This window comes from Streptomyces sp. NPDC047002 (assembly GCF_040704505.1).
Taxonomy (GTDB): Bacteria; Actinomycetota; Actinomycetes; order Streptomycetales; family Streptomycetaceae; genus Streptomyces.
Map to the genome: position 1 here is coordinate 115433 of NZ_JBEYWC010000003.1, position 17471 is coordinate 132903.

The 17471-nt window shown below is 71.7% G+C and carries 19 protein-coding genes, 3 tRNA genes and 1 CRISPR repeat array; of the genes, 17 read left to right on the plus strand and 5 right to left on the minus strand.

Features of this window, described 5'->3' with window-relative positions:
• Nucleotide 1 precedes the first annotated feature (1 nt).
• The gene (folE, locus tag AB0910_RS05005; RefSeq protein ID WP_366743118.1) at nucleotides 2–583 is read left to right on the plus strand and encodes a GTP cyclohydrolase I; all 582 of its coding nucleotides are present in this window, start codon (nucleotides 2–4) and stop codon (nucleotides 581–583) included.
• Nucleotides 584–718: 135 nt separating this feature from the next.
• Here the strand turns inward: folE and AB0910_RS05010 are convergent, their stop codons facing one another.
• Entirely contained in the window at nucleotides 719–1264 is a 546-nt protein-coding gene (locus AB0910_RS05010; protein WP_366743119.1) for a response regulator transcription factor, read from the minus strand.
• A 717-nt stretch (nucleotides 1265–1981) separates the two neighbouring features.
• On the opposite strand from AB0910_RS05010, the gene AB0910_RS05015 reads away from it, so the two are divergent.
• From AB0910_RS05015 to AB0910_RS05050, 8 genes are all read left to right on the plus strand, one after another.
• Entirely contained in the window at nucleotides 1982–3253 is a 1272-nt protein-coding gene (locus AB0910_RS05015; RefSeq protein ID WP_366743120.1) for an ATP-grasp domain-containing protein, read from the plus strand.
• A 1-nt stretch (nucleotide 3254) separates the two neighbouring features.
• On the plus strand, nucleotides 3255–4484 hold the full coding sequence (locus AB0910_RS05020) for an MFS transporter (RefSeq protein WP_366743121.1): 1230 nt from the start codon (nucleotides 3255–3257) through the stop codon (nucleotides 4482–4484).
• Between the two features lie 347 nt (nucleotides 4485–4831).
• Nucleotides 4832–5116, plus strand: coding sequence for a hypothetical protein (locus AB0910_RS05025; protein ID WP_366743122.1), 285 nt, complete (start codon nucleotides 4832–4834; stop codon nucleotides 5114–5116).
• A gap of 177 nt (nucleotides 5117–5293) precedes the next feature.
• Nucleotides 5294–6051: direct repeats of the CRISPR family, unit length 26 nt; unit sequence GTCCTCCCCGCAGGTGCGGGGGTGTT.
• 126 nt (nucleotides 6052–6177) lie between these two features.
• Nucleotides 6178–6540 (plus strand): hypothetical protein, encoded by a 363-nt coding sequence (locus tag AB0910_RS05030; RefSeq protein ID WP_366743123.1) that lies wholly within the window; start codon nucleotides 6178–6180, stop codon nucleotides 6538–6540.
• Nucleotides 6537–6809, plus strand: coding sequence for a hypothetical protein (locus tag AB0910_RS05035; RefSeq protein WP_366743124.1), 273 nt, complete (start codon nucleotides 6537–6539; stop codon nucleotides 6807–6809). The genes AB0910_RS05030 and AB0910_RS05035 overlap by 4 nt, the downstream gene beginning before the upstream one ends.
• On the plus strand, nucleotides 6809–7057 hold the full coding sequence (locus AB0910_RS05040; protein WP_366743125.1) for a hypothetical protein: 249 nt from the start codon (nucleotides 6809–6811) through the stop codon (nucleotides 7055–7057). The genes AB0910_RS05035 and AB0910_RS05040 overlap by 1 nt, the downstream gene beginning before the upstream one ends.
• A 21-nt stretch (nucleotides 7058–7078) precedes the next feature.
• Complete coding sequence (locus AB0910_RS05045) at nucleotides 7079–7288, plus strand: hypothetical protein (protein ID WP_366743126.1); 210 nt, start codon at nucleotides 7079–7081, stop codon at nucleotides 7286–7288.
• Nucleotides 7281–7613: a hypothetical protein gene (locus AB0910_RS05050; RefSeq protein WP_366743127.1), complete on the plus strand. Its 333-nt coding sequence runs from the start codon at nucleotides 7281–7283 to the stop codon at nucleotides 7611–7613. The genes AB0910_RS05045 and AB0910_RS05050 overlap by 8 nt, the downstream gene beginning before the upstream one ends.
• A 58-nt stretch (nucleotides 7614–7671) precedes the next feature.
• Here AB0910_RS05050 and AB0910_RS05055 read toward each other — a convergent pair whose 3' ends face one another.
• Nucleotides 7672–8751: a helix-turn-helix transcriptional regulator gene (locus tag AB0910_RS05055; protein ID WP_366743128.1), complete on the minus strand. Its 1080-nt coding sequence runs from the start codon at nucleotides 8749–8751 to the stop codon at nucleotides 7672–7674.
• A 161-nt stretch (nucleotides 8752–8912) separates the two neighbouring features.
• Here AB0910_RS05055 and AB0910_RS05060 point away from each other — a divergent pair, with 161 nt between their 5' ends.
• From AB0910_RS05060 to AB0910_RS05075, 4 genes are all read left to right on the plus strand, one after another.
• Entirely contained in the window at nucleotides 8913–9107 is a 195-nt protein-coding gene (locus tag AB0910_RS05060; protein ID WP_366743129.1) for a hypothetical protein, read from the plus strand.
• Nucleotides 9104–9238 carry a hypothetical protein gene (locus tag AB0910_RS05065; protein WP_366743130.1) on the plus strand — a complete coding sequence of 45 codons (135 nt, stop codon included), beginning with the start codon at nucleotides 9104–9106 and terminating at the stop codon, nucleotides 9236–9238. Before AB0910_RS05060 ends, AB0910_RS05065 begins: the two co-directional genes overlap by 4 nt.
• Before the next feature lie 441 nt (nucleotides 9239–9679).
• Nucleotides 9680–10183 carry a hypothetical protein gene (locus tag AB0910_RS05070; protein ID WP_366743131.1) on the plus strand — a complete coding sequence of 168 codons (504 nt, stop codon included), beginning with the start codon at nucleotides 9680–9682 and terminating at the stop codon, nucleotides 10181–10183.
• Between the two features lie 69 nt (nucleotides 10184–10252).
• Nucleotides 10253–10906 (plus strand): class I SAM-dependent methyltransferase, encoded by a 654-nt coding sequence (locus AB0910_RS05075; protein ID WP_366743132.1) that lies wholly within the window; start codon nucleotides 10253–10255, stop codon nucleotides 10904–10906.
• A gap of 195 nt (nucleotides 10907–11101) precedes the next feature.
• Here AB0910_RS05075 and AB0910_RS05080 read toward each other — a convergent pair.
• The 3 genes from AB0910_RS05080 to AB0910_RS05090 form a co-directional block, all read right to left on the minus strand.
• Nucleotides 11102–11175 (minus strand) — tRNA-Ile (locus tag AB0910_RS05080).
• Between the two features lie 166 nt (nucleotides 11176–11341).
• Nucleotides 11342–11414 (minus strand) — tRNA-Asn (locus AB0910_RS05085).
• 5 nt (nucleotides 11415–11419) lie between these two features.
• Nucleotides 11420–11492 (minus strand) — tRNA-Asn (locus AB0910_RS05090).
• A 209-nt stretch (nucleotides 11493–11701) separates the two neighbouring features.
• On the opposite strand from AB0910_RS05090, the gene AB0910_RS05095 reads away from it, so the two are divergent.
• The 4 genes from AB0910_RS05095 to AB0910_RS05110 all read left to right on the plus strand — a co-directional run bounded on the left by AB0910_RS05095 (nucleotide 11702) and on the right by AB0910_RS05110 (nucleotide 17458).
• Nucleotides 11702–12001 (plus strand): YtxH domain-containing protein, encoded by a 300-nt coding sequence (locus tag AB0910_RS05095; protein WP_366743133.1) that lies wholly within the window; start codon nucleotides 11702–11704, stop codon nucleotides 11999–12001.
• 96 nt (nucleotides 12002–12097) lie between these two features.
• A complete protein-coding gene (locus tag AB0910_RS05100; protein ID WP_366743134.1) occupies nucleotides 12098–13573 on the plus strand; it encodes an FGGY family carbohydrate kinase in 1476 nt (491 codons plus the stop codon).
• Nucleotides 13574–13799: 226 nt separating this feature from the next.
• Nucleotides 13800–15533, plus strand: coding sequence for an ABC transporter ATP-binding protein (locus AB0910_RS05105; RefSeq protein ID WP_366743135.1), 1734 nt, complete (start codon nucleotides 13800–13802; stop codon nucleotides 15531–15533).
• Complete coding sequence (locus AB0910_RS05110; protein WP_366743136.1) at nucleotides 15533–17458, plus strand: ABC transporter ATP-binding protein; 1926 nt, start codon at nucleotides 15533–15535, stop codon at nucleotides 17456–17458. The genes AB0910_RS05105 and AB0910_RS05110 overlap by 1 nt, the downstream gene beginning before the upstream one ends.
• Nucleotides 17459–17471 lie beyond the last annotated feature (13 nt).

The following is a 17471-nucleotide window of genomic DNA, read 5'->3' on the forward strand; positions in this document are numbered from 1 at the left end:
CATGAACACCGTCGAACCGCAGGCCGTCGCCGAGGAGGAGAGCGCGGCCGACCCGCTCGTGGACCTCGCGCAGCGCCTGCTCAAGGAGATCGGCGAGGACCCCGGGAGAGACGGGCTGCGCCAGACTCCCGAGCGGTTCGCGCGCTGGTGGCGCGAGTTCATCGACTACGACCCCGGAACCATCGACACCCTCTTCGAGACCACGACCACCAGCCAGATGGTGGTGGTCTCCGACATCCGGGTGTGGTCGCTGTGCGAGCACCACCTGCTGCCGTTCAACTGCTCGGTCGACATCGCCTACCGGCCCACCAAGCGGCTGCTCGGCCTGTCGAAGTTCGCCCGGGTCGCCCACCGCCACGCCCATCGGCTCCAGGTGCAGGAGCGGCTCGTCGCCGACATCGCGCAGGAGGTGGCGGACATCACCGGCGCCGAGGACGTCGCGGTGATCGCCAAGGGCGAGCACCTCTGCATGACGATGCGAGGCATCAAGGCGAGCGCCGAGATGACGTCGACCTCGTTCCTCGGGGCGTTCGGCGACGACAGTGCACTGCGCGGCGAGCTGCTCGCGCTGCTGAGGTCCTGAGCCGGCACCGGCACCCTGGCCGCGGCGGCCCGCGACGAACCTCGGGGTTCGCCGCGGGCCGCCGCGGTTCACGGGCGTCGCACCGGCCCGGAACACACCGCCGTCCGGTGTTTCCCGGATCTACCGCAGGGCGCGTCACATATAGCCCTCACGGATCGCATAGGCCACCGCGTGCGCGCGATTGCGCAAATTCAGACGCGTCATGACGTCGTGCAGTATGCCTTTGATAGTGCGCTCGGAGTAACTGAGCTGCTCGGCTATTTCCTTGGTGCCGAGCCCGTGCGCCACCAGTTCCAGCACGTTCAGTTCACGCCCTGTGGGCCTGCCGGTCGCCACGGTGCTCAACACGGTTCCCCGGGCCTGGCGTTCGAGGTGGCCGAGGAGCCTGCGCAGCAGATCGCCCGGCATGTCGCCCTCATTCCTCGCGGCCGCCTTGATCGCCTTTACCAGCTGTGCAGGGGTGGCCTGGTGACGCCACACGACGGAGAGGATTCCGGCCTCGATGACCAGGTCCAGCCGGTGTTCGTCGAGTTCGCCGATCACGAGCACCACGCGCTTGCCGTAGTCCGAGGCGAGTTTGCGCAGCCTGGCGACCGACTTGACGTCCAGGCGATCGTCGAGGACCAGGGCGACCGCGGTGGAGTCGCCGAGTGGGCGGCCGGAGTCCGACAGGACTCTCATGCCGCGCTGCTGGCCTATTTGGGCCATGATGCCGGCGCGGGTCAGGGGGTCGCCCCCGTGCAGGACGACGGAGACCGGAGGCACCGGGACCTTTGCTGTGCGAACGGTCGACGGTTCCTGTACTGCGCGAACGGGCGCGTCACCATACAAGGTGTGCAAGCAGAGAGACATGTACGTCCTTTGCGTTCAAGCAAGCGGTGAACCCCCGGGCTGCCCAGAGATCGTAGGCGCTTGAGGTCGCGTAGCCACGGCGGCACTCAGGGCAACCGACCATGTTGACGTGAAACGTCGGATCGTGGCCGAAAATATCAATGCGGACCACATACAACTACATCTGCATGGAGCGAGTCGGCGCCGTCGGTCGCCGGATGTTCCGAATCCTGCGGTGAAAAAACTCTCGCCTCTCCATTGTTTGCATTCCTTCCACTGCGGTTTCCCGGCCCTTTTCGGACACGCGCCGACCGGGGCTCCTACAGGCGGGTACCGCGCGGCCCGACCGCCTCCCGCCCGGCGTCGCCGGCCGCTTCCCCCGCCGCTCACCGCCGGGCGCGGCCCCGTCCTGCCGGGCAACGGCTCTGCACCGCCGGGCGTCGCACCGTCCGCCGGGACCGTCTGCCGGTACGTGCCCCGCGCCCGGCCCCGCGGACAGAATTGCGGGAAGCGCACGGCCGCCCGCCACGGGCGCGGCCGGCGCGCACGACCGAGGAGAGGCGGCCCATGACCACCAGTGCACCTGCGATCGTCCTGGTAGACCCGGTGCGGCAGGGCCGGCCCTTCAAGGCCGCCGCGCGCGAACTCGGCTTCCATGTCGTTTCCTTGTACACCCACGCTTACCTCGCCTCCCTCGACGGGCATGCCGAGGGCGACGATCTGTCCCTCTACACGGCCGACCCCGACGAGGCCGAGCGCCTCCTCACCGACGCCGGCGTCGACGCCAGGGCCGTGGTCCCCTGCCTCGAAGCCGGGGTCCACCTCACCGACGTGCTGGCGCACCGGCTCGGCCTCCCCGGCAACGACCACACCCTTGCCTGGGCCAGGCGCAGCAAGGCGGCCATGCGGGCGCACGGCGCGGAAGCGGGCCTGCGCATACCGGAGTTCCGTCTCGTACACTCCGCCAACGAGATCGCACGTGCGGCCCACGACATCGGCTTCCCCGTCATCGTCAAGCCGACGCTGGGCGCCGGGTCCCAGGGCGTACGCGTCTACTCCACCGCGGCGGACCTCGCGGACCTGGAGCCGCGGGTCACCCACGACGTCTACCGTGAGCCGGTGCGCGAGTGGCTCGTCGAACGGTACGTACGGGGGCGGGAGTTCGCCGTCAACTTCTTCAGCTCGGACGGCGAGCACCGGATCGTCGACATGTGGGAGTACCTGCGCCCCGACGATGCCGACTACGACTTCCCGCTCTGGGACATCATCCAAGTCGGCCGGGACCACAGCGACTTCGCGCGCGTTGAGGAATACACGCGCAGCGTCCTGACTGCGTTCGGCGTCCGCAGGGGCCCCAGCCACACCGAAGTCAAGTGCGCCGCGGACGGCGTCTACCTCATCGAGGTGGGCGCCCGGCTCTCCGGCGGCCCGGCCGTCGACCTGTGGATGGCCCACGGCGGGCTGCGCCCCTTCCACGACACGATCGCCTGCTACCTCGGGCGGCGCCCTGCCCTGCTCGACGGGCCCGTCGACTTCCCGGTCCGCTTCGGGTCGGCCGTCGTGCACAACGAGCAGGGGCCCGGGCCGCTCGTCGCGGTGCACGGCGCAGCGGAGGCCGCAGAGCTCCCCGGGGTCGACAGTGTGGAACTCGGCTACGCGCCGGGCGAGCACGTGCCCGCCACCCACGACAACGTCAGCATCCCGTTCAGCGCGGCGGTCCACGGACCGGACGCCGACGCGGTCCTCGCCACGCTGGCCCGCATCAGGTCGCTGGTCCGGGTGGAGACCCGGCCTGCGGCACCCACCGACGGCACGGACGCCCCCGCGGCAGCCTCCTGACATGCCGGGGCCCGAATCCGGGAAACTGCCCGCACCCGCCGCCGCACCCCCGCTTCTCCGGGCCGGCCTGCTCGCCACCTACCGGGACGTGCTCGCCGCCCCGGGCGCCACACGGCTCGCCGCGGCGAGCATCCTGTCGAAGTGGCCGATCAGCATGTTCCCCGTCAGCGTGATGCTGCTCGTCTCGCCCGGCTACTCCTACGCCGGGGCCGGCGCCGTCGTCGCGGCCATGCTCGTCGCCAACGCAGCCAGCAGCCCGCTGCGCGGCCGGCAGGCGGCCCGGCGCGGAGCGCGCGCGGTGCTGCGCACCTGTCTGGCCGGCTATCTGGCGGGGCTCGCGGGGATCGCCGTCGCCGCGGCCTGCTCGGCGCCCCTCCCCCTCGTCCTCGCGGCGGCCGTCCTCATGGGTGCCTTCTTCCCACCCGCGAGCATCCTGCTGCGCTCCCACTGGACGGCGGTGGACCGCGGCGGCAGACGCTCCTCGGCCAATGCCCTGGAGTCAGCGCTGATGGACCTGTCCCTGATCACCGGCCCCATCCTGGCCAGTTGGCTCAGCACCTCGCTCTCCCCCGTGCTCCCCCTGGTCGTCATCGGCGCCCTGATGACGCTCGCGGTCCTCCTGCTCTCCGCCCTGCCCGACCGTCGGCCCGCTTCCCCGCAGGCCACGGACCGCAGCCGCCCCGCGCCTGGAGCCCCACTGGTCCTCCTGCTCTGCGCGCAGTTCCTCTTCTGCGCGGCCCTCGCAGCCACGGAGGTGTCCCTCACCGTCTACGCGCAGCGGCAGCACGCGGCGGCCTACAGCGGCTGGCTCCTCGCGGGCCTCTCCGTCGGCAGCATCGTCGGCGCGCTGGTCCTCGGCAGGCTGCCCGGCGCCCGCGCCACCGCCCTGCCCGTGCTGCTCGTCCTGCTCGCGGCCGGCACGGGCGGCGTCGGCGCGGCCCTGTACCTCCCGCCGGCCGCGGTGGCCGCGGTGTGCGTCCCTGCGGGTCTCGCCATCGGCTCGGTCTTCGCCCGCTTCTTCACCGTCCTCGGCGCCGCGACCCCGCCGGGCGCCGACCACGAGGTCCAGGGCTGGGCCAACAGCATGACCACCATCGGCTTCGCCGCGGGCTCCTTCGGCGGCGCGGCCCTCGGCGACGCCCTGGGCACCCCCGCCCTCCTCCTCGCCACCCCCACCGCAGCCCTCCTGGCCGCCTACCTGACCACCCGCGCCCGCACCCCAAAACCCTGAGTCCGCACCTGAACCAGGTCTCCGATCGACCTCTGCGCCTGTGCCGCCGCACCCGGTACGACCTCACCTCGATCGAGCCCCTCTCCCTGACGAGCTGTATGCGCGCCACTGCCGGCTCGGCGGCTCGGCGGCTCGGCGGCTCGGCGGCTCGGCGGCACGGCGGCACGGCGGCACGGCGATGGTGCCCTCTTCGTCCACGTCGAGCTCGGGCTCCTTGCCGCAGACACCGCGTGGCTCCCGGCCCGCCACGGGTCCGGCGACGGAGCACCCACGCTCCCGCCCCGGGCGTACGACCCGGCAGTCGGCACCGGGGCACGCCTCTCGTCCCTCGGAATGGAGACACCGCCTTGGCCGTCAGCACACCGACGACCGTGCAGAACCCGCGCCACCTGCTCGCCCCCGAGCAGCTCGCCGGGGTCCGTACGACCGTCCTTGACGCCAACCCGGACATGACAGAGGACATCGCCGACCGCATCGTCCACCAGGCCCTCGCGTTCGTAGAGCCCTGGCGCGGCCCGGACCAGAGCACCATCACCATCGGCGCCCTGACGTGGCACACACCGAAGGGCCCGAACCGCACGCCGATCACCATCGAGAAGAAGGCCAGGCCGAAGGGAGCGGCACCCAAGTAGGCTGCCCGGCGCCAAGGACAGGGAGCAGGGCCATGGAGTGGATCGACCCCCGCCATGAAGAACTGCGCCTGCGGGGAGGACGGATCGGAAGTGCCCGAGGTCCAGGAGCAGCACGGAACACCCCTGCGCCTGCGGGGAGGGCGAGTCGGTCGGCGGTGACGGTCGGTCGTGCTCCGTGTCCTCCCCGCAGGTGCGGGGGTGTTGGCCGCTCCCGCTGCGCCGCTGCCCTGCTGCCCGTGTCCTCCCCGCAGGTGCGGGGGTGTTGGCGGCTCGCACACCGCGTGCGCGCCGTCGATCGTGTCCTCCCCGCAGGTGCGGGGGTGTTGGTCCCGCCGGGCACCACGGTCACGATCGACGAGTGTCCTCCCCGCAGGTGCGGGGGTGTTGATGCCGCGCTTCGCCCGTGCGGCGTTCGAGACGTGTCCTCCCCGCAGGTACGGGGGTGTTCCGGCCGACCCCATGCGGGTAATGGACTGGCCGGAGTCCTCCCCGCAGGTGCGGGGGTGTTCCGCCTGGAGCGCGCGGGCGAACTCGGCGTGGCTGGTCCTCCCCGCAGGTGCGAGGGTGTTCCGTCTTCCACGCTTTGCTTCGCGGCCTGCTGGTGGTCCTCCCCGCAGGTGCGGGGGTGTTCCGACCGCGACCTGTGCCGTGACGGTCACCGGCTCGTCCTCCCCGCAGGTGCGGGGGTGTTCCGGGGATCGACTCGTGCTCGGCGCGGTACACGGTGTCCTCCCCGCAGGTGCGGGGGTGTTCCGCTCAAACACCAGGTCACCGACCGCGACCACGGGTCCTCCCCGCAGGTGCGGGGGTGTTCCCGCGTCGGACACCTGCCCGCCGACGGTCCAGATGTCCTCCCCGCAGGTGCGGGGGTGTTCCCTGACGGAGGCCGGGTGCGGTGAACAGGGTCGGGTCCTCCCCGCAGGTGCGGGGGTGTTCCCGCGTCGGACGCCGACCGCCAGAACGTCCGCGACTTCCAGCTCTCCCGGCGCGAGCTCGCGGGCGACCCCGACGGCTACCCGGGCCCCCTGACCTGGCGCCTGCTGTTCAGCTGAAGGGCCCACATGATCCTCAACCTCACGCCGCACCCGATCCGGCTCTACTCGGCCGAACGCCCGGACGGCGACGACTACCTCGAACCGCATCTCCTCAGAGTGATCCCGCCCGAGCCCGTTCCCGCGCGGCTCGCCACGATCGAGCTCGGCGGCGGCATCACCTTCGAACTGGTCGAGTTCGGGCACGCCCAGAACCTCCCGCCCAAGCACGACGGCGTCCAGTACATCGTCTCCCTCGTCGTCGCCCTCGCGCTCGCCGACCGGCGCAGCGACTTGCTGGTCCCCTACCGCGAGGTCCGCAACGCCTCCGGGACTGTCATCGGCTGCCGCAGCTTCGCGCAGCCCGTCCCGTCTGAAACGAGACCCCCATGAACCGTGCCTTCCTGCTCGACCTCGTCGAGCGCACCGTCGCGACCTACCTCGAAGCCGGAGCCGGGCTCCTCCTGGCCGACAGCACGCATCTGCTCTCCCTCGGCAGCCAGCGCGTCGCCGCCATCGCCGCGCTCCCCGCGGCGCTGACCGTCGTCAAGGGCGCGCTCGCGGGCAGCCTCGGCACCAGCTCGACCGCATCCGCCCTGCCCACCAAGACCGCCCCCGCCCCCGCCCCGGCGGCGGTCTCGGACGGTCCGGCCGCAGGCTGATGCCGCACCGCTGCGGCCGGATCGGCCGCTGCCTCGGCTACCGCGGCGCCGCCCTCCTGATCTGCGGCACCGGCTGGATCAACTACGGCCTCGGCCTCCTCGCCGACCCGCGCTTCGGTGTCGTCCGCGGAGTCGCCGCGCCCACCCGCATCGCCCCCATCCCCATCTGGGGCTGGGCCTGGCTCACCGCCGGAGCCGCATCGTGCATCGCCGCGGTCCTCCCCTCCCGCCGGGACTGGTGGGGCTAGGCCGCGGCCACAGCGATGCCCGTGATCTGGGCAGCCGCCTACACCAGCGCCCGCGCGATCGGCACCCTGCCGCAGGGCATCACCTCCGGACTCACCTGGCTCGTGAGCCCGGGACTCGCGGTCGTGCTGGCGACCGCCACACGCAGACTGGTCATGATGCGGCGGGAGGTGGCCACCCTGCGGCGCGCCGTCGCCGCGTCTGTGAGAGAGGACGGCGCCGCCGATGGATGACAGCACAACCCTCTACGGCGCCGCCTCGATTGTGCTCGGCGGCCTGTTCGCGTTCCTCACCGCCCTCGTCGGCCGCCCCCGCGACCGCCCCGACCGCCCGGAACCCGGCGAGCCCGACCCGGAGCAGCTGACGACCGTCGCGGGCATCGCCGCCGTGGTCACCCAGCAGCAGCGCCTGCGCGACCTGGAGACCGAGCAGACCCACACGACCGCCCGGGTCGGCACCCTGACCCGCTACGTGCGCACCCTGAAAGCCGCTCTGCGGTCCGTGCACGTCCCCGTCCCCGAGCCCGACCCCGGCGACCGACACCTCATCGAGCAGTGAACACGCGCCCCCGCCCCGGCCACGCGCCGACGGCGGGGGCGCCTTCGTTCGTCTGAGGTCAGGCTCTGGGCGAAGCGACGTCATGGGCCGTGTCCGCGAGCCACGTCGGCCCGTCTCGCTCGATGATGCGAAGCGTGCGCCGCAGGCGCTGCCGAGTGCGCGAGGACGTGACCGTCCGCAGGATCGGTTCGAGCCTCAGCAGCGGCGCCTCAGCTTCCCGCCACGCTGCGAGCAGCACGTAGGCGTGCAGCTCGGCCAGGATGTTCCCGAATGCCCTCCGACCGCCGTCCGTGCTCGCTGCCGAACTGCGTTGCAGGTGCGGCAACGCGGCCGCCGGGTCTCCAAGGCTCAGCATTGCCTCGCCGCGGTGGAGCTCGATCTCGGCGGAGTCGACCCACCACGTGAACGACGGGTCGTCCGAGTGGACCGACTCTTGCAGACCGCCAGCCGCCCGGTCCAGAGCAGCGATGGTCCGGGCCCTGTCGCCAGCCTGGGCAAGGCCGCGGGCCTGACGGGCGCGCGCCATGAGCGCCACACGGCCCGGAACGCCCCGCCCTGTGATCAGCTCGTCTGCAATGGCCAGGGCCTCGCCCGCGCGCCCGGTGTGTACGTCCACCATCGCGATGAGGTCCAGGATGAACCACTCCAGCGGCTCGTCACCAGCGAGACGGGCGAGCATGTGGGACTCGGTCAGCGCGGTCCGGGCTTCCTCGTACCGGGCCGCGTCGTGCAGAAGCCATCCGGCCACCTCGCCGATCTCGGCAACTGCGGCGAGGCGCCGCTTGTCCGCGCCGACGAGTTGATCCGTCTGCGCTCGCCACACTTGGACTGCGGCATCCGCGACGTGGTCCCCACCGTGCCGGTTGTCGTGTTCAAGGAGGTAGCCGACCGCGTCGGAAACGAGTGTGTCCTGCCCGTCCCGAGCGGCCCCGTCGGAAGTGTCTTCGGCAAGCAGCGGCGCGAGCTCCAGACCAAGCAGCGAGCCGAGAGCCTCTACGAACTCTGCGGATGGCCGCTGCTTCCCGGCTAGGACACGAGAGAGGTACGCGATGTCGTAGTGAACGGCCCGGGCTGCTGCTCTTTGGCTCAGGCCCCGGTCGGCCAGGGCCTTGCGGACCGCATCGCCGAACGTGCTCATCGCGACCCCTTCCGCTGACTCGGAGCTGTCAACGCTGACCTCAGCGTAGTCAACAGCCAGCCCATACCGCCCGGCCCCGCAGGAGCCGTTGGATGAGTGCAGGCGCCCCGCGACCGCGCGACCGGCCCGGGGCTGTGGACGACGCTACGAGGAGCGACGCCATGGCGCAGACTACCGACCGACCGCCCATCAAGACGGACCAGCTGACCGACGAGCAGTGCCGCGGCGCCGCATGTACGGACTGCGGCGCCCCGCTGTCGGCTCGCAGCGCCGTCGAGCTCGGATCCCGCCCGGACACCGACGGTGTGCGGATCTTCCCCCGCGCCTGCCCCGGCTGCGACGCGGCCGCGCGATGACGACCCGCGCACCGGCCGCCAGGAAGACGCCGGAGTGCCAGCTCGGCGAGCACCTCCTGTGCCGCCCCGGCGACCACTACGCGGGCGGCATGAGCATCCCCGCGGTCCGCGTGCGCTGCTCCTGCACCTGACACACCCCCGGGCCCCGGCCGCCCGGCACCTGAGCCGCTCCGGCCGGCGGTGGGATACCACGCTCGTCACACCCGCCGGCCGGAGCACCAACCCCCGCCCCGGGCGCTTCCCGGCAGTCGCCGCCCGGGGCGGGGCCCCACCACAGCCACGAAGGGATCCGCCATGCCCCCGAACCCCGAACCCCGAGCCCGAGCCCGAGCCTGACGACGATGAGCCCGATCCGGAGCTCTCGGCGGTCGCCAAGCTCGGCTGGGCGACCGGCCTCGCGAACGACGAAGACTTTCCGCCCGCCGTCCGCGAGACGGCCGCCCAGCTCGCAGCGGAAGCCGCCGACGAACTCAAGCGCAACCGGTGAACTCCCGCCCCACCCCCGCGGGGAGACAGAGTAGGGGCGGGTCAGTAAGTGCAGTGCACCACCCCCACGAAGGGACGTACAGCACATGAGCACAGCAGTCATCGAGACCACAGAGCAGACCAGGACCCGCGATCCGCAAGCCATCCTCAACGCGGTCGCCCCCCACATCACGGAACTGACCACCAACGTGTTCGACAGCGGCATGAGCCTGTGGGACCGCGAGGTCGCCCTGCTCCTGCGCGACCACACCATGGTCCGCGACATGGCCGAACGCATCCTCGGCAACGCGATCATGTACGTCATGGGCTCCATCGAGAACCCCGACGTCCACCTGGGTGTCGGCCGACTCGTCGACATCGGCGTCCACCAGCTCATCCTCGACACACCCGTGTGGTGGGGCATCTGCCGCCTCTACAACGGCGGCCGCTTCAAACACCACGCACCGTTCATCGAACGCCGCAGCGACGGCCTGTGCCTGCGCACCGGCGACTTCCTGCGCTCCCAGGACTGGCCCGTCGACGACGAACTGTGGGCCATCGACGGCGCGAAGCGCTCACCGTGTGACGACAAGGCCCCCGACAGCCACTGACGCCCTACCCTGGCCCCTGCCCGCTCCTCGCGGGCAGGGGCCGCCGTCCACACCCATGAAGGAACGCCTGTGCCTGCACTGCACGACATCGCCGCCGAGACCGAACTGTGGGACACCTTCGCCAAGTCCGCGTTCGAGCCGGAAGCCGACCCCGCCTTCCACTGGACGCAGTACGCAGGTCACGGCCCCGGCCCCGAGCTGCTCGGCGACCCGGCGACCGCCCTGGAGATCGGCTGCGGCACCGGCCGCGCGGTCGCGTTCCTCGCCAACCGCGGGGTGAAGGCGACGGGCCTCGACCTCTCACCCGTGATGGTCGCGAAGGTCACCGAACGCTGGTCGGCGACAGGCGCGCAGTTCGAGCAGGGCGAAGTGCTCGACTACCTGCGCGAGCGGGCGGGCACCTTCGACGCGATCTACTCCATCTTCGGCGCCGCCTGGTTCGCGCCGCCGCACCTGCTGTTCCCGCTCGTCGCCGAACGCCTCGCTCCCGGCGGCCGGTTCGTCTTCTCCCAACCGCCCGCGATCCCCGGCGCCTACGGACCCCAGGGCATGTACAAGGGCGGCTTCGCGGGCAAGGCCATGTTCACCTACCGCTACAGCTACACGCCGCAGGTCTGGGAGCGGCTCCTACTGCGATCCGGCTTCCGCACGGCCGAGGCCCACGTCATCGAGGCGCCGGAACCCGGCCACATCGGCACCCTGGCCGTCCAAGCCGAGCGCTGATGCAGCCGACCCGAGCCCCGGCCACCACCACGGCGGCCGGGGCTTCTTCGCGTCTCCATTGCCTCGCCACAGGCGCGGTGATCGTTTGCACTTCGGCCGAGCGACGGCCGAGCTAAGGATCTTGAGAGAGGGGCGCTTCCCGGGGTGCCATCACGGGAGTGCAGGGCGCATCGATTCTCCAGATGCGTGTTCGAGTGGGGCGGGTGGGACTCGAACCCACGGCCGACGGATTATGAGTCCGCTGCTCTAACCGGCTGAGCTACCGCCCCCACTCGGCGCGTCGCGTACATGTGTACGCGCCGTCTGCCGCAGCATAGCCGGTCATACGATCTGCCGCCTCGGCTGGCCGGCATGCTCCCACCTGGAGGAGTGGCCCCCGCGCCGGGTGGTTCCCGGCAAAGGAAAAGGACCCCGAGGGGCCCTTCCGCATGAGTGCTCCCCCGGCTGGACTCGAACCAGCAACCCTCCGGTTAACAGCCGAATGCTCTGCCAATTGAGCTACAGGGGATCGCGCTCCCCCGACTGGACTCGAACCAGTAACCTGCCGGTTAACAGCCGGCTGCTCTGCCAATTGAGCTACAGGGGATTGCTGCGTCTGCGACGGGCGTCGCCGGTCCGGCTCACCCGGGCGGCGCGTGCTCGCTGCGACACATACATTAGCGCAAGCAGGGGGGTGCTCCGCCAATCGGTATCGTGCCGGGTCACGTCGGGTGATCCCGGGCCGGTACGGGGTAGGCGGAGGGCACGACGCCAGCAGATGGCCCCACGGTCCGACGCTAGGAAAGGGTGGCAGCCATGAGGTACCGCCTCACGTTCATCGCGGGTCTGGCTCTCGGATACGTTCTGGGAACCCGCGCAGGCCGCGAGCGCTACGAACAGCTCAAGAAGGCAGCACAGCAGGTCTCGCAGAACCCCGCCGTGCGCAACGCCACCGAGACGGCGGCGCAGACGGGGCGCGAGTTCGCCGGCAAGGCCTACCACTCGGTCAGTGGCCGTGTGGAGGACAAGGTCCCGGCCTCCGTCGCCCAGCGGGTCCGCTCCCTGCGGGAGCGCAACGGCCACGGCGGGGACGACTGGGGCACCACCAACACCTGAGCCGCCGCGCGGCGGACGGCAGGCGGCGGGCAGCTGAAGGGGCGGGCTCCGACGGGCGTCTGGGCCCGCCTCGCGCTGTCCGTAGAATCCCGTGCCATGGGAATAGTCGCCGGTCTCGACAGCTCGTCCGCGGCCACACGCATCGTCGTCTGCGACACCGACACCGGTGCCGTCCTGCGCCAGGGGTTCGCGCCGCACCCGGTCGATCCCAAGGCCACCGACATCGACCCGCAGGTCTGGCTGCTCTCCCTCGGTGAGGCCGCGGGCGGCGGGGTCCTCGAAGGCGTGCAGGCCATCGGCGTCTCCGCGCAGCAGCACGGTCTGATCGCGCTCGACGACAAGGGCGCCCTGGTGCGGCCCGCGCTGCTCGGCAACGACAAGCGGGCGCAGGTCGCGGCGGCCGACCTGGTGGACGCGCTCGGCGGGCGCAGGGCGTGGGCCGAGGCGGTCGGCGCGGTGCCGCAGGCCGGGCAGATCCTGGCGAAGCTGCGCTGGCTCGCCCGGCACGAGCCGGAGGCCGCCGAGCGGGTCGCCTCGGTGATGCAGGCGCACGACTGGATCGTCTGGCAGCTGCTCGGCAGGCCCGCGCGGCGTACGACGGACCGCGGCGGCGCGTCGGGCACCGGCTACTGGGCCGCGGGCGCCGGCGCGTACCGGCAGGACCTGATCGAGCTGGCGCTCGGCCACCGGGTCGGGGTCCCCGAGGTGCTGGGCCCCGCCGACTCCGCGGGCACCACCCCGGAGGGGCTGCTGATCTCGGCGGGCACCGGCGAGACCATGGCGGCGGCGTTCGGGCTCGGGCTCGGCGTCGGGGACGCGGTGGTCTCGCTCGGCGCCTCCGGCTCGGTGACCGCGGTGCACGGCGAGGCGCTTGCCGACCCCTCGGGCACCATCACGTCGTTCGCCGACGCGACGGGCATGCACCTGCCGGTCGTGCACACCAGCAACGCGGTGCGGGCGCTGCGGGGTACCGCCGAGCTGCTCGGCACGGAGGACCTCGCGGAGCTCTCCGCGCTGGCCCTCAAGTCGACGCCCGGCGCCTCAGGGCTGGTGCTGCTGCCGTATCTGGAGGGCGAGCGCACGCCCCAGCTCCCGCACACGGCGGGCACGCTGAGCGGGCTGCGGCGCGAGTCGATGCGGCCCGAGCACCTGGCACGCGCCGCGTTCGAGGGGATGCTCTGCTCGCTCGCCGACGCGATGGACGTGCTGCGCGGGCGGGGCGTGGAGGTGCGGCGGGTGTTCCTGCTCGGCGGCGCGGCGGAGCTGCCCGCCGTGCAGGCGATCGCGCCCGCGGTGTTCGGCGCGCAGGTCGTGGTGGTGCAGCCGGCGGAGTACGCGGCGCTGGGCGCCGCCCGGCAGGCGGCGTGGGCGCTCGGGGTGTCGCAGGGCACGCTGTCGCCCGCCGCGCCGCCCGCCTGGCAGGGCGCGGCCGCACAGGTCTTCGAGCCGGGCGACGAGCTCGCGGTCGGCTCGGCCGTGCGCCAGCAGTACCGGGCCACCCGCGAGCAGATCCACCCGGGCGCCTTCGACGCGGCGCGCGAGCCGGCGGGGGCGGCCGGGCCGGCCGAGTAGCACCGGTCCCGGGCGGTGGCCGGGTCGCGGCCCGGGCCGCGACCGGACATCGGCAGTCCGGCCCGCAACCGGATGTCGGTGATCCGGCCCGCGAACGGACCTCGCCGGCACCGGCCGCAAGCGGACCTCGGCGGTCCGGGCCGCGGGGGTGGAAACCCGTGGGAATCGGGGCGCGCGGTGGCGCAAGATGGGGGGCGACTCTGTCCACCGACCCCGAGAGACCCGCGTGCTCCTACGACTCCTGCGGACCCGCCTCGCTCCGTATCGAAAATCCATAGGTCTGCTGGTGGTGCTCCAGCTGCTGCAGACCGTCGCCACCCTCTATCTGCCCACCCTCAACGCCGACATCATCGACAACGGTGTCGTGAACGGCGACTCGGGCTACATCCTGGAGTTCGGCGGGATCATGCTCGCCGTCTCCGTCGGCCAGGTGCTCTGCAACGTCGGCGCCGTCTACTACGGGGCGCGTACGGCGTCCTCGCTCGGCCGGGACGTGCGCTCGGCGGTCTTCCACCGCGTGCAGAGCTTCTCCGCGCGCGAGGTGAACAGGTTCGGCGCGCCCTCGCTGATCACCCGTACGACCAATGACGTCCAGCAGATCCAGATGCTGACGCTGATGTCGTTCACGCTGATGGTGTCCGCCCCGATCATGTGCGTCGGCGGCATCGTGATGGCCCTCAGCCAGGACGTGCCGCTCTCGGCGATCCTGCTCGCCGTGGTGCCGGTGCTCGCGGTGTCGGTGAGCCTGATCGTGCGCAGGATGCGGCCGCTGTTCCGGCAGATGCAGAAGAAGCTGGACAACGTGAACCGGGTGCTGCGGGAGCAGATCACCGGCAACCGTGTGATCCGCGCCTTCGTACGCGACGACTACGAGCGCCGCCGCTTCGAGACCGCCAACACCGAGGTGGCGGGGCTCCAGCTGGCGACGGGCCGCCTGATGTCGCTGATGTTCCCGACGGTGATGACGGTGGTCAACCTCTCGTCGATCGCCGTGGTCTGGTTCGGGGCGCACCGCATCGACGACGGGCACATGCAGATCGGCGCGCTGACCGCGTTCCTCTCGTACCTGATGCAGATCGTGATGGCCGTGATGATGGCCACCTTCATGTTCATCATGGTGCCGCGCGCCGAGGTGTGCGCCGAGCGCATCGAGGAGGTGCTCTCCACCGAGTCGAGCGTGGTGCCGCCGCTGAGCCCGGTGCGCGAGCTGCCCACGCACGGCCGTCTGGAGATCAGGGACGTCGACTTCCGCTATCCGGGCGCCGAGGAGTCCGTGCTGAGGGCGGTGACCCTGGTCGCACGGCCCGGCGAGACGACCGCCGTCATCGGCTCGACGGGCAGCGGCAAGTCGACGCTGCTGACGCTGGTGCCGCGGCTGATGGACGTGACCGCGGGCGAGGTGCTGGTCGACGGGCAGGACGTACGGGACCTCGACCCTGCGCTGCTCGCCAAGACCGTCAGCCTGGTGCCGCAGAAGCCGTACCTGTTCGCGGGGACGGTCGCGACGAACCTGCGGTACGGCAACCCGGACGCGACGGACGAGGAGCTGTGGCACGCGCTGGAGGTGGCGCAGGCCAAGGACTTCGTGGCCAAGCTCGAAGGCGGCCTCGACGCGCCGGTCGCGCAGGGCGGCACCAACGTGTCCGGCGGTCAGCGCCAGCGCCTGTCGATCGCGCGGACGCTGGTGCAGCGTCCCGAGATCTACCTGTTCGACGACTCGTTCTCCGCGCTCGACTACGCGACGGACGCGGCGCTGCGCGGCGCGCTCTCGCGGGAGACCGCGCAGGCGACGGTGGTGATCGTCGCGCAGCGCGTGTCGACCATCAGGGACGCCGACCGGATCGTGGTGCTCGACGAGGGCCGGGTGGTGGGCACGGGCCGCCACACCGAGCTCATGGCGTCGAACGAGACGTACCGGGAGATCGTGCTCTCCCAGCTGACCGAGGCGGAGGCGGCCTGATGAGCGGCGCAGGACGGATGATGGGCGCCGCCGCGCACACGCAGCGGTCGGCGGACTTCAAGGGGTCGGCGAAGCGGCTGCTGCGGCGGCTCACGGAGCACAGGCCCGCGCTGGTGGCGATGGTCGCGGCCGCGGTGCTGAGCGTGGGCCTCTCGGTGGAGGGCCCGCGGATCCTCGGCCGGGCGACCGACCTGATCTTCGCGGGCGTCATCGGCCACGCCATGCCCGAGGGCGCGACGAAGGCGCAGGCGATCGCCGGGCTGCGGGAGCGCGGCCAGGGCTCGGTCGCCGACCTGCTGTCGGGCGTGGACTTCGTGCCGGGGCACGGCATCGACTTCGACCGGATCGGCACGACGCTGCTCGAAGCGCTGCTCGTCTATCTGGCGGCGGGGCTGCTGATGCTGGTGGCGCAGCGGATGTCGATCCGCGTGATCAACACGACCGTGTACCGGATGCGGGAGGACATCCAGGCGAAGCTGGCGCGGCTGCCGCTCTCGTACTTCGACGGGCAGCGGCGCGGCGAGGTGCTGAGCCGCGCGACGAACGACGTGGACAACATCGCGCAGACGATGCAGCAGACGCTGGGCCAGATGGTCAACTCGCTGCTGACGATCGTCGGCGTCATCGTGATGATGTTCTGGATCTCGTGGCTCCTCGCGCTGGTGGCGCTGGTGACGGTGCCGCTCTCCGTGGTGGTCGCGACGCGGGTCGGCAAGCGGTCGCAGCCGCAGTTCGTGCAGCAGTGGCGGGTCACCGGCAGGCTGAACGCGCACATCGAGGAGATGTACACGGGCCACTCGCTGGTCAAGACGTTCGGGCGGCAGGAGGAGTCGGCCGCCGCGTTCGAGGAGCAGAACGAGCAGCTGTACGAGGCGGCGTTCAAGGCGCAGTTCAACAGCGGGATCATGCAGCCGCTGATGATGTTCGTCTCGAACCTGAACTACGTGCTCGTCGCGGTCGTCGGCGGGCTGCGGGTCGCTTCCGGCGCGCTGTCCATCGGCGACGTGCAGGCGTTCATCCAGTACTCGCGGCAGTTCTCGCAGCCGCTGACGCAGGTCGCGTCGATGGCGAACCTGGTGCAGTCGGGGGTGGCGTCGGCCGAGCGGATCTTCGAGCTGCTCGACGCGGCGGAGCAGGAGCCGGACGGGCCGCCGCGCAAGACACTGACGCCGCCGCGCGGCCGGGTGGCGCTGGAGAAGGTGTCGTTCCGCTACGACCCGGAGAAGCCGCTGATCGAGGAGTTGTCGCTGGCGGTCGAGCCGGGCCAGACGGTGGCGATCGTGGGGCCGACGGGGGCGGGCAAGACCACCCTGGTCAATCTGCTGATGCGGTTCTACGAGGTGTCGTCGGGCCGGATCACGCTGGACGGCGTCGACGTGCGGGAGATGACACGCGAGCAGCTGCGGGCCGGGATCGGCATGGTCCTCCAGGACACCTGGCTGTTCGGGGGGACGATCGCGGAGAACATCGCGTACGGCGCCTCGCGGGAGGTGACGCGCGAGGAGATCGAGGAGGCGGCGCGCGCCGCGCACGCCGACCGGTTCGTGCGGACGCTGCCCGACGGCTACGACACGGTGATCGACGACGAGGGGTCCGGGGTCAGCGCGGGCGAGAAGCAGCTGATCACCATCGCGCGTGCGTTCCTCTCCGACCCGGTGATCCTGGTGCTCGACGAGGCGACGAGCTCCGTGGACACCCGCACGGAGGTGCTGATCCAGAAGGCGATGGCGCGGCTCGCGCACGGCAGGACGAGCTTCGTGATCGCGCACCGGCTCTCCACGATCCGCGACGCCGACGTGATCCTCGTGATGGAGAACGGCTCGATCGTGGAGCAGGGCTCGCACGAGGAGCTGCTGGCCGCTGACGGCGCGTACGCGCGGCTGTACAAGGCGCAGTTCGCGCAGGCGGTGGCGGAGGTCGACTGAGCCGGGCGCCGCG

Bases quoted from the DNA above. Each gene is read 5' to 3' on its own strand.
- folE (WP_366743118.1), top strand. From the start codon at position 2: ATGAACACCGTCGAACCGCAGGCCGTCGCCGAGGAGGAGAGCGCGGCC.
- AB0910_RS05010 (WP_366743119.1), bottom strand. From the start codon at position 1,264: ATGAGAGTCCTGTCGGACTCCGGCCGCCCACTCGGCGACTCCACCGCG.
- AB0910_RS05015 (WP_366743120.1), top strand. From the start codon at position 1,982: ATGACCACCAGTGCACCTGCGATCGTCCTGGTAGACCCGGTGCGGCAG.
- AB0910_RS05020 (WP_366743121.1), top strand. From the start codon at position 3,255: ATGCCGGGGCCCGAATCCGGGAAACTGCCCGCACCCGCCGCCGCACCC.
- AB0910_RS05030 (WP_366743123.1), top strand. From the start codon at position 6,178: ATGATCCTCAACCTCACGCCGCACCCGATCCGGCTCTACTCGGCCGAA.
- AB0910_RS05035 (WP_366743124.1), top strand. From the start codon at position 6,537: ATGAACCGTGCCTTCCTGCTCGACCTCGTCGAGCGCACCGTCGCGACC.
- AB0910_RS05040 (WP_366743125.1), top strand. From the start codon at position 6,809: ATGCCGCACCGCTGCGGCCGGATCGGCCGCTGCCTCGGCTACCGCGGC.
- AB0910_RS05050 (WP_366743127.1), top strand. From the start codon at position 7,281: ATGGATGACAGCACAACCCTCTACGGCGCCGCCTCGATTGTGCTCGGC.
- AB0910_RS05055 (WP_366743128.1), bottom strand. From the start codon at position 8,751: ATGAGCACGTTCGGCGATGCGGTCCGCAAGGCCCTGGCCGACCGGGGC.
- AB0910_RS05060 (WP_366743129.1), top strand. From the start codon at position 8,913: ATGGCGCAGACTACCGACCGACCGCCCATCAAGACGGACCAGCTGACC.
- AB0910_RS05065 (WP_366743130.1), top strand. From the start codon at position 9,104: ATGACGACCCGCGCACCGGCCGCCAGGAAGACGCCGGAGTGCCAGCTC.
- AB0910_RS05070 (WP_366743131.1), top strand. From the start codon at position 9,680: ATGAGCACAGCAGTCATCGAGACCACAGAGCAGACCAGGACCCGCGAT.
- AB0910_RS05095 (WP_366743133.1), top strand. From the start codon at position 11,702: ATGAGGTACCGCCTCACGTTCATCGCGGGTCTGGCTCTCGGATACGTT.
- AB0910_RS05100 (WP_366743134.1), top strand. From the start codon at position 12,098: ATGGGAATAGTCGCCGGTCTCGACAGCTCGTCCGCGGCCACACGCATC.
- AB0910_RS05110 (WP_366743136.1), top strand. From the start codon at position 15,533: ATGAGCGGCGCAGGACGGATGATGGGCGCCGCCGCGCACACGCAGCGG.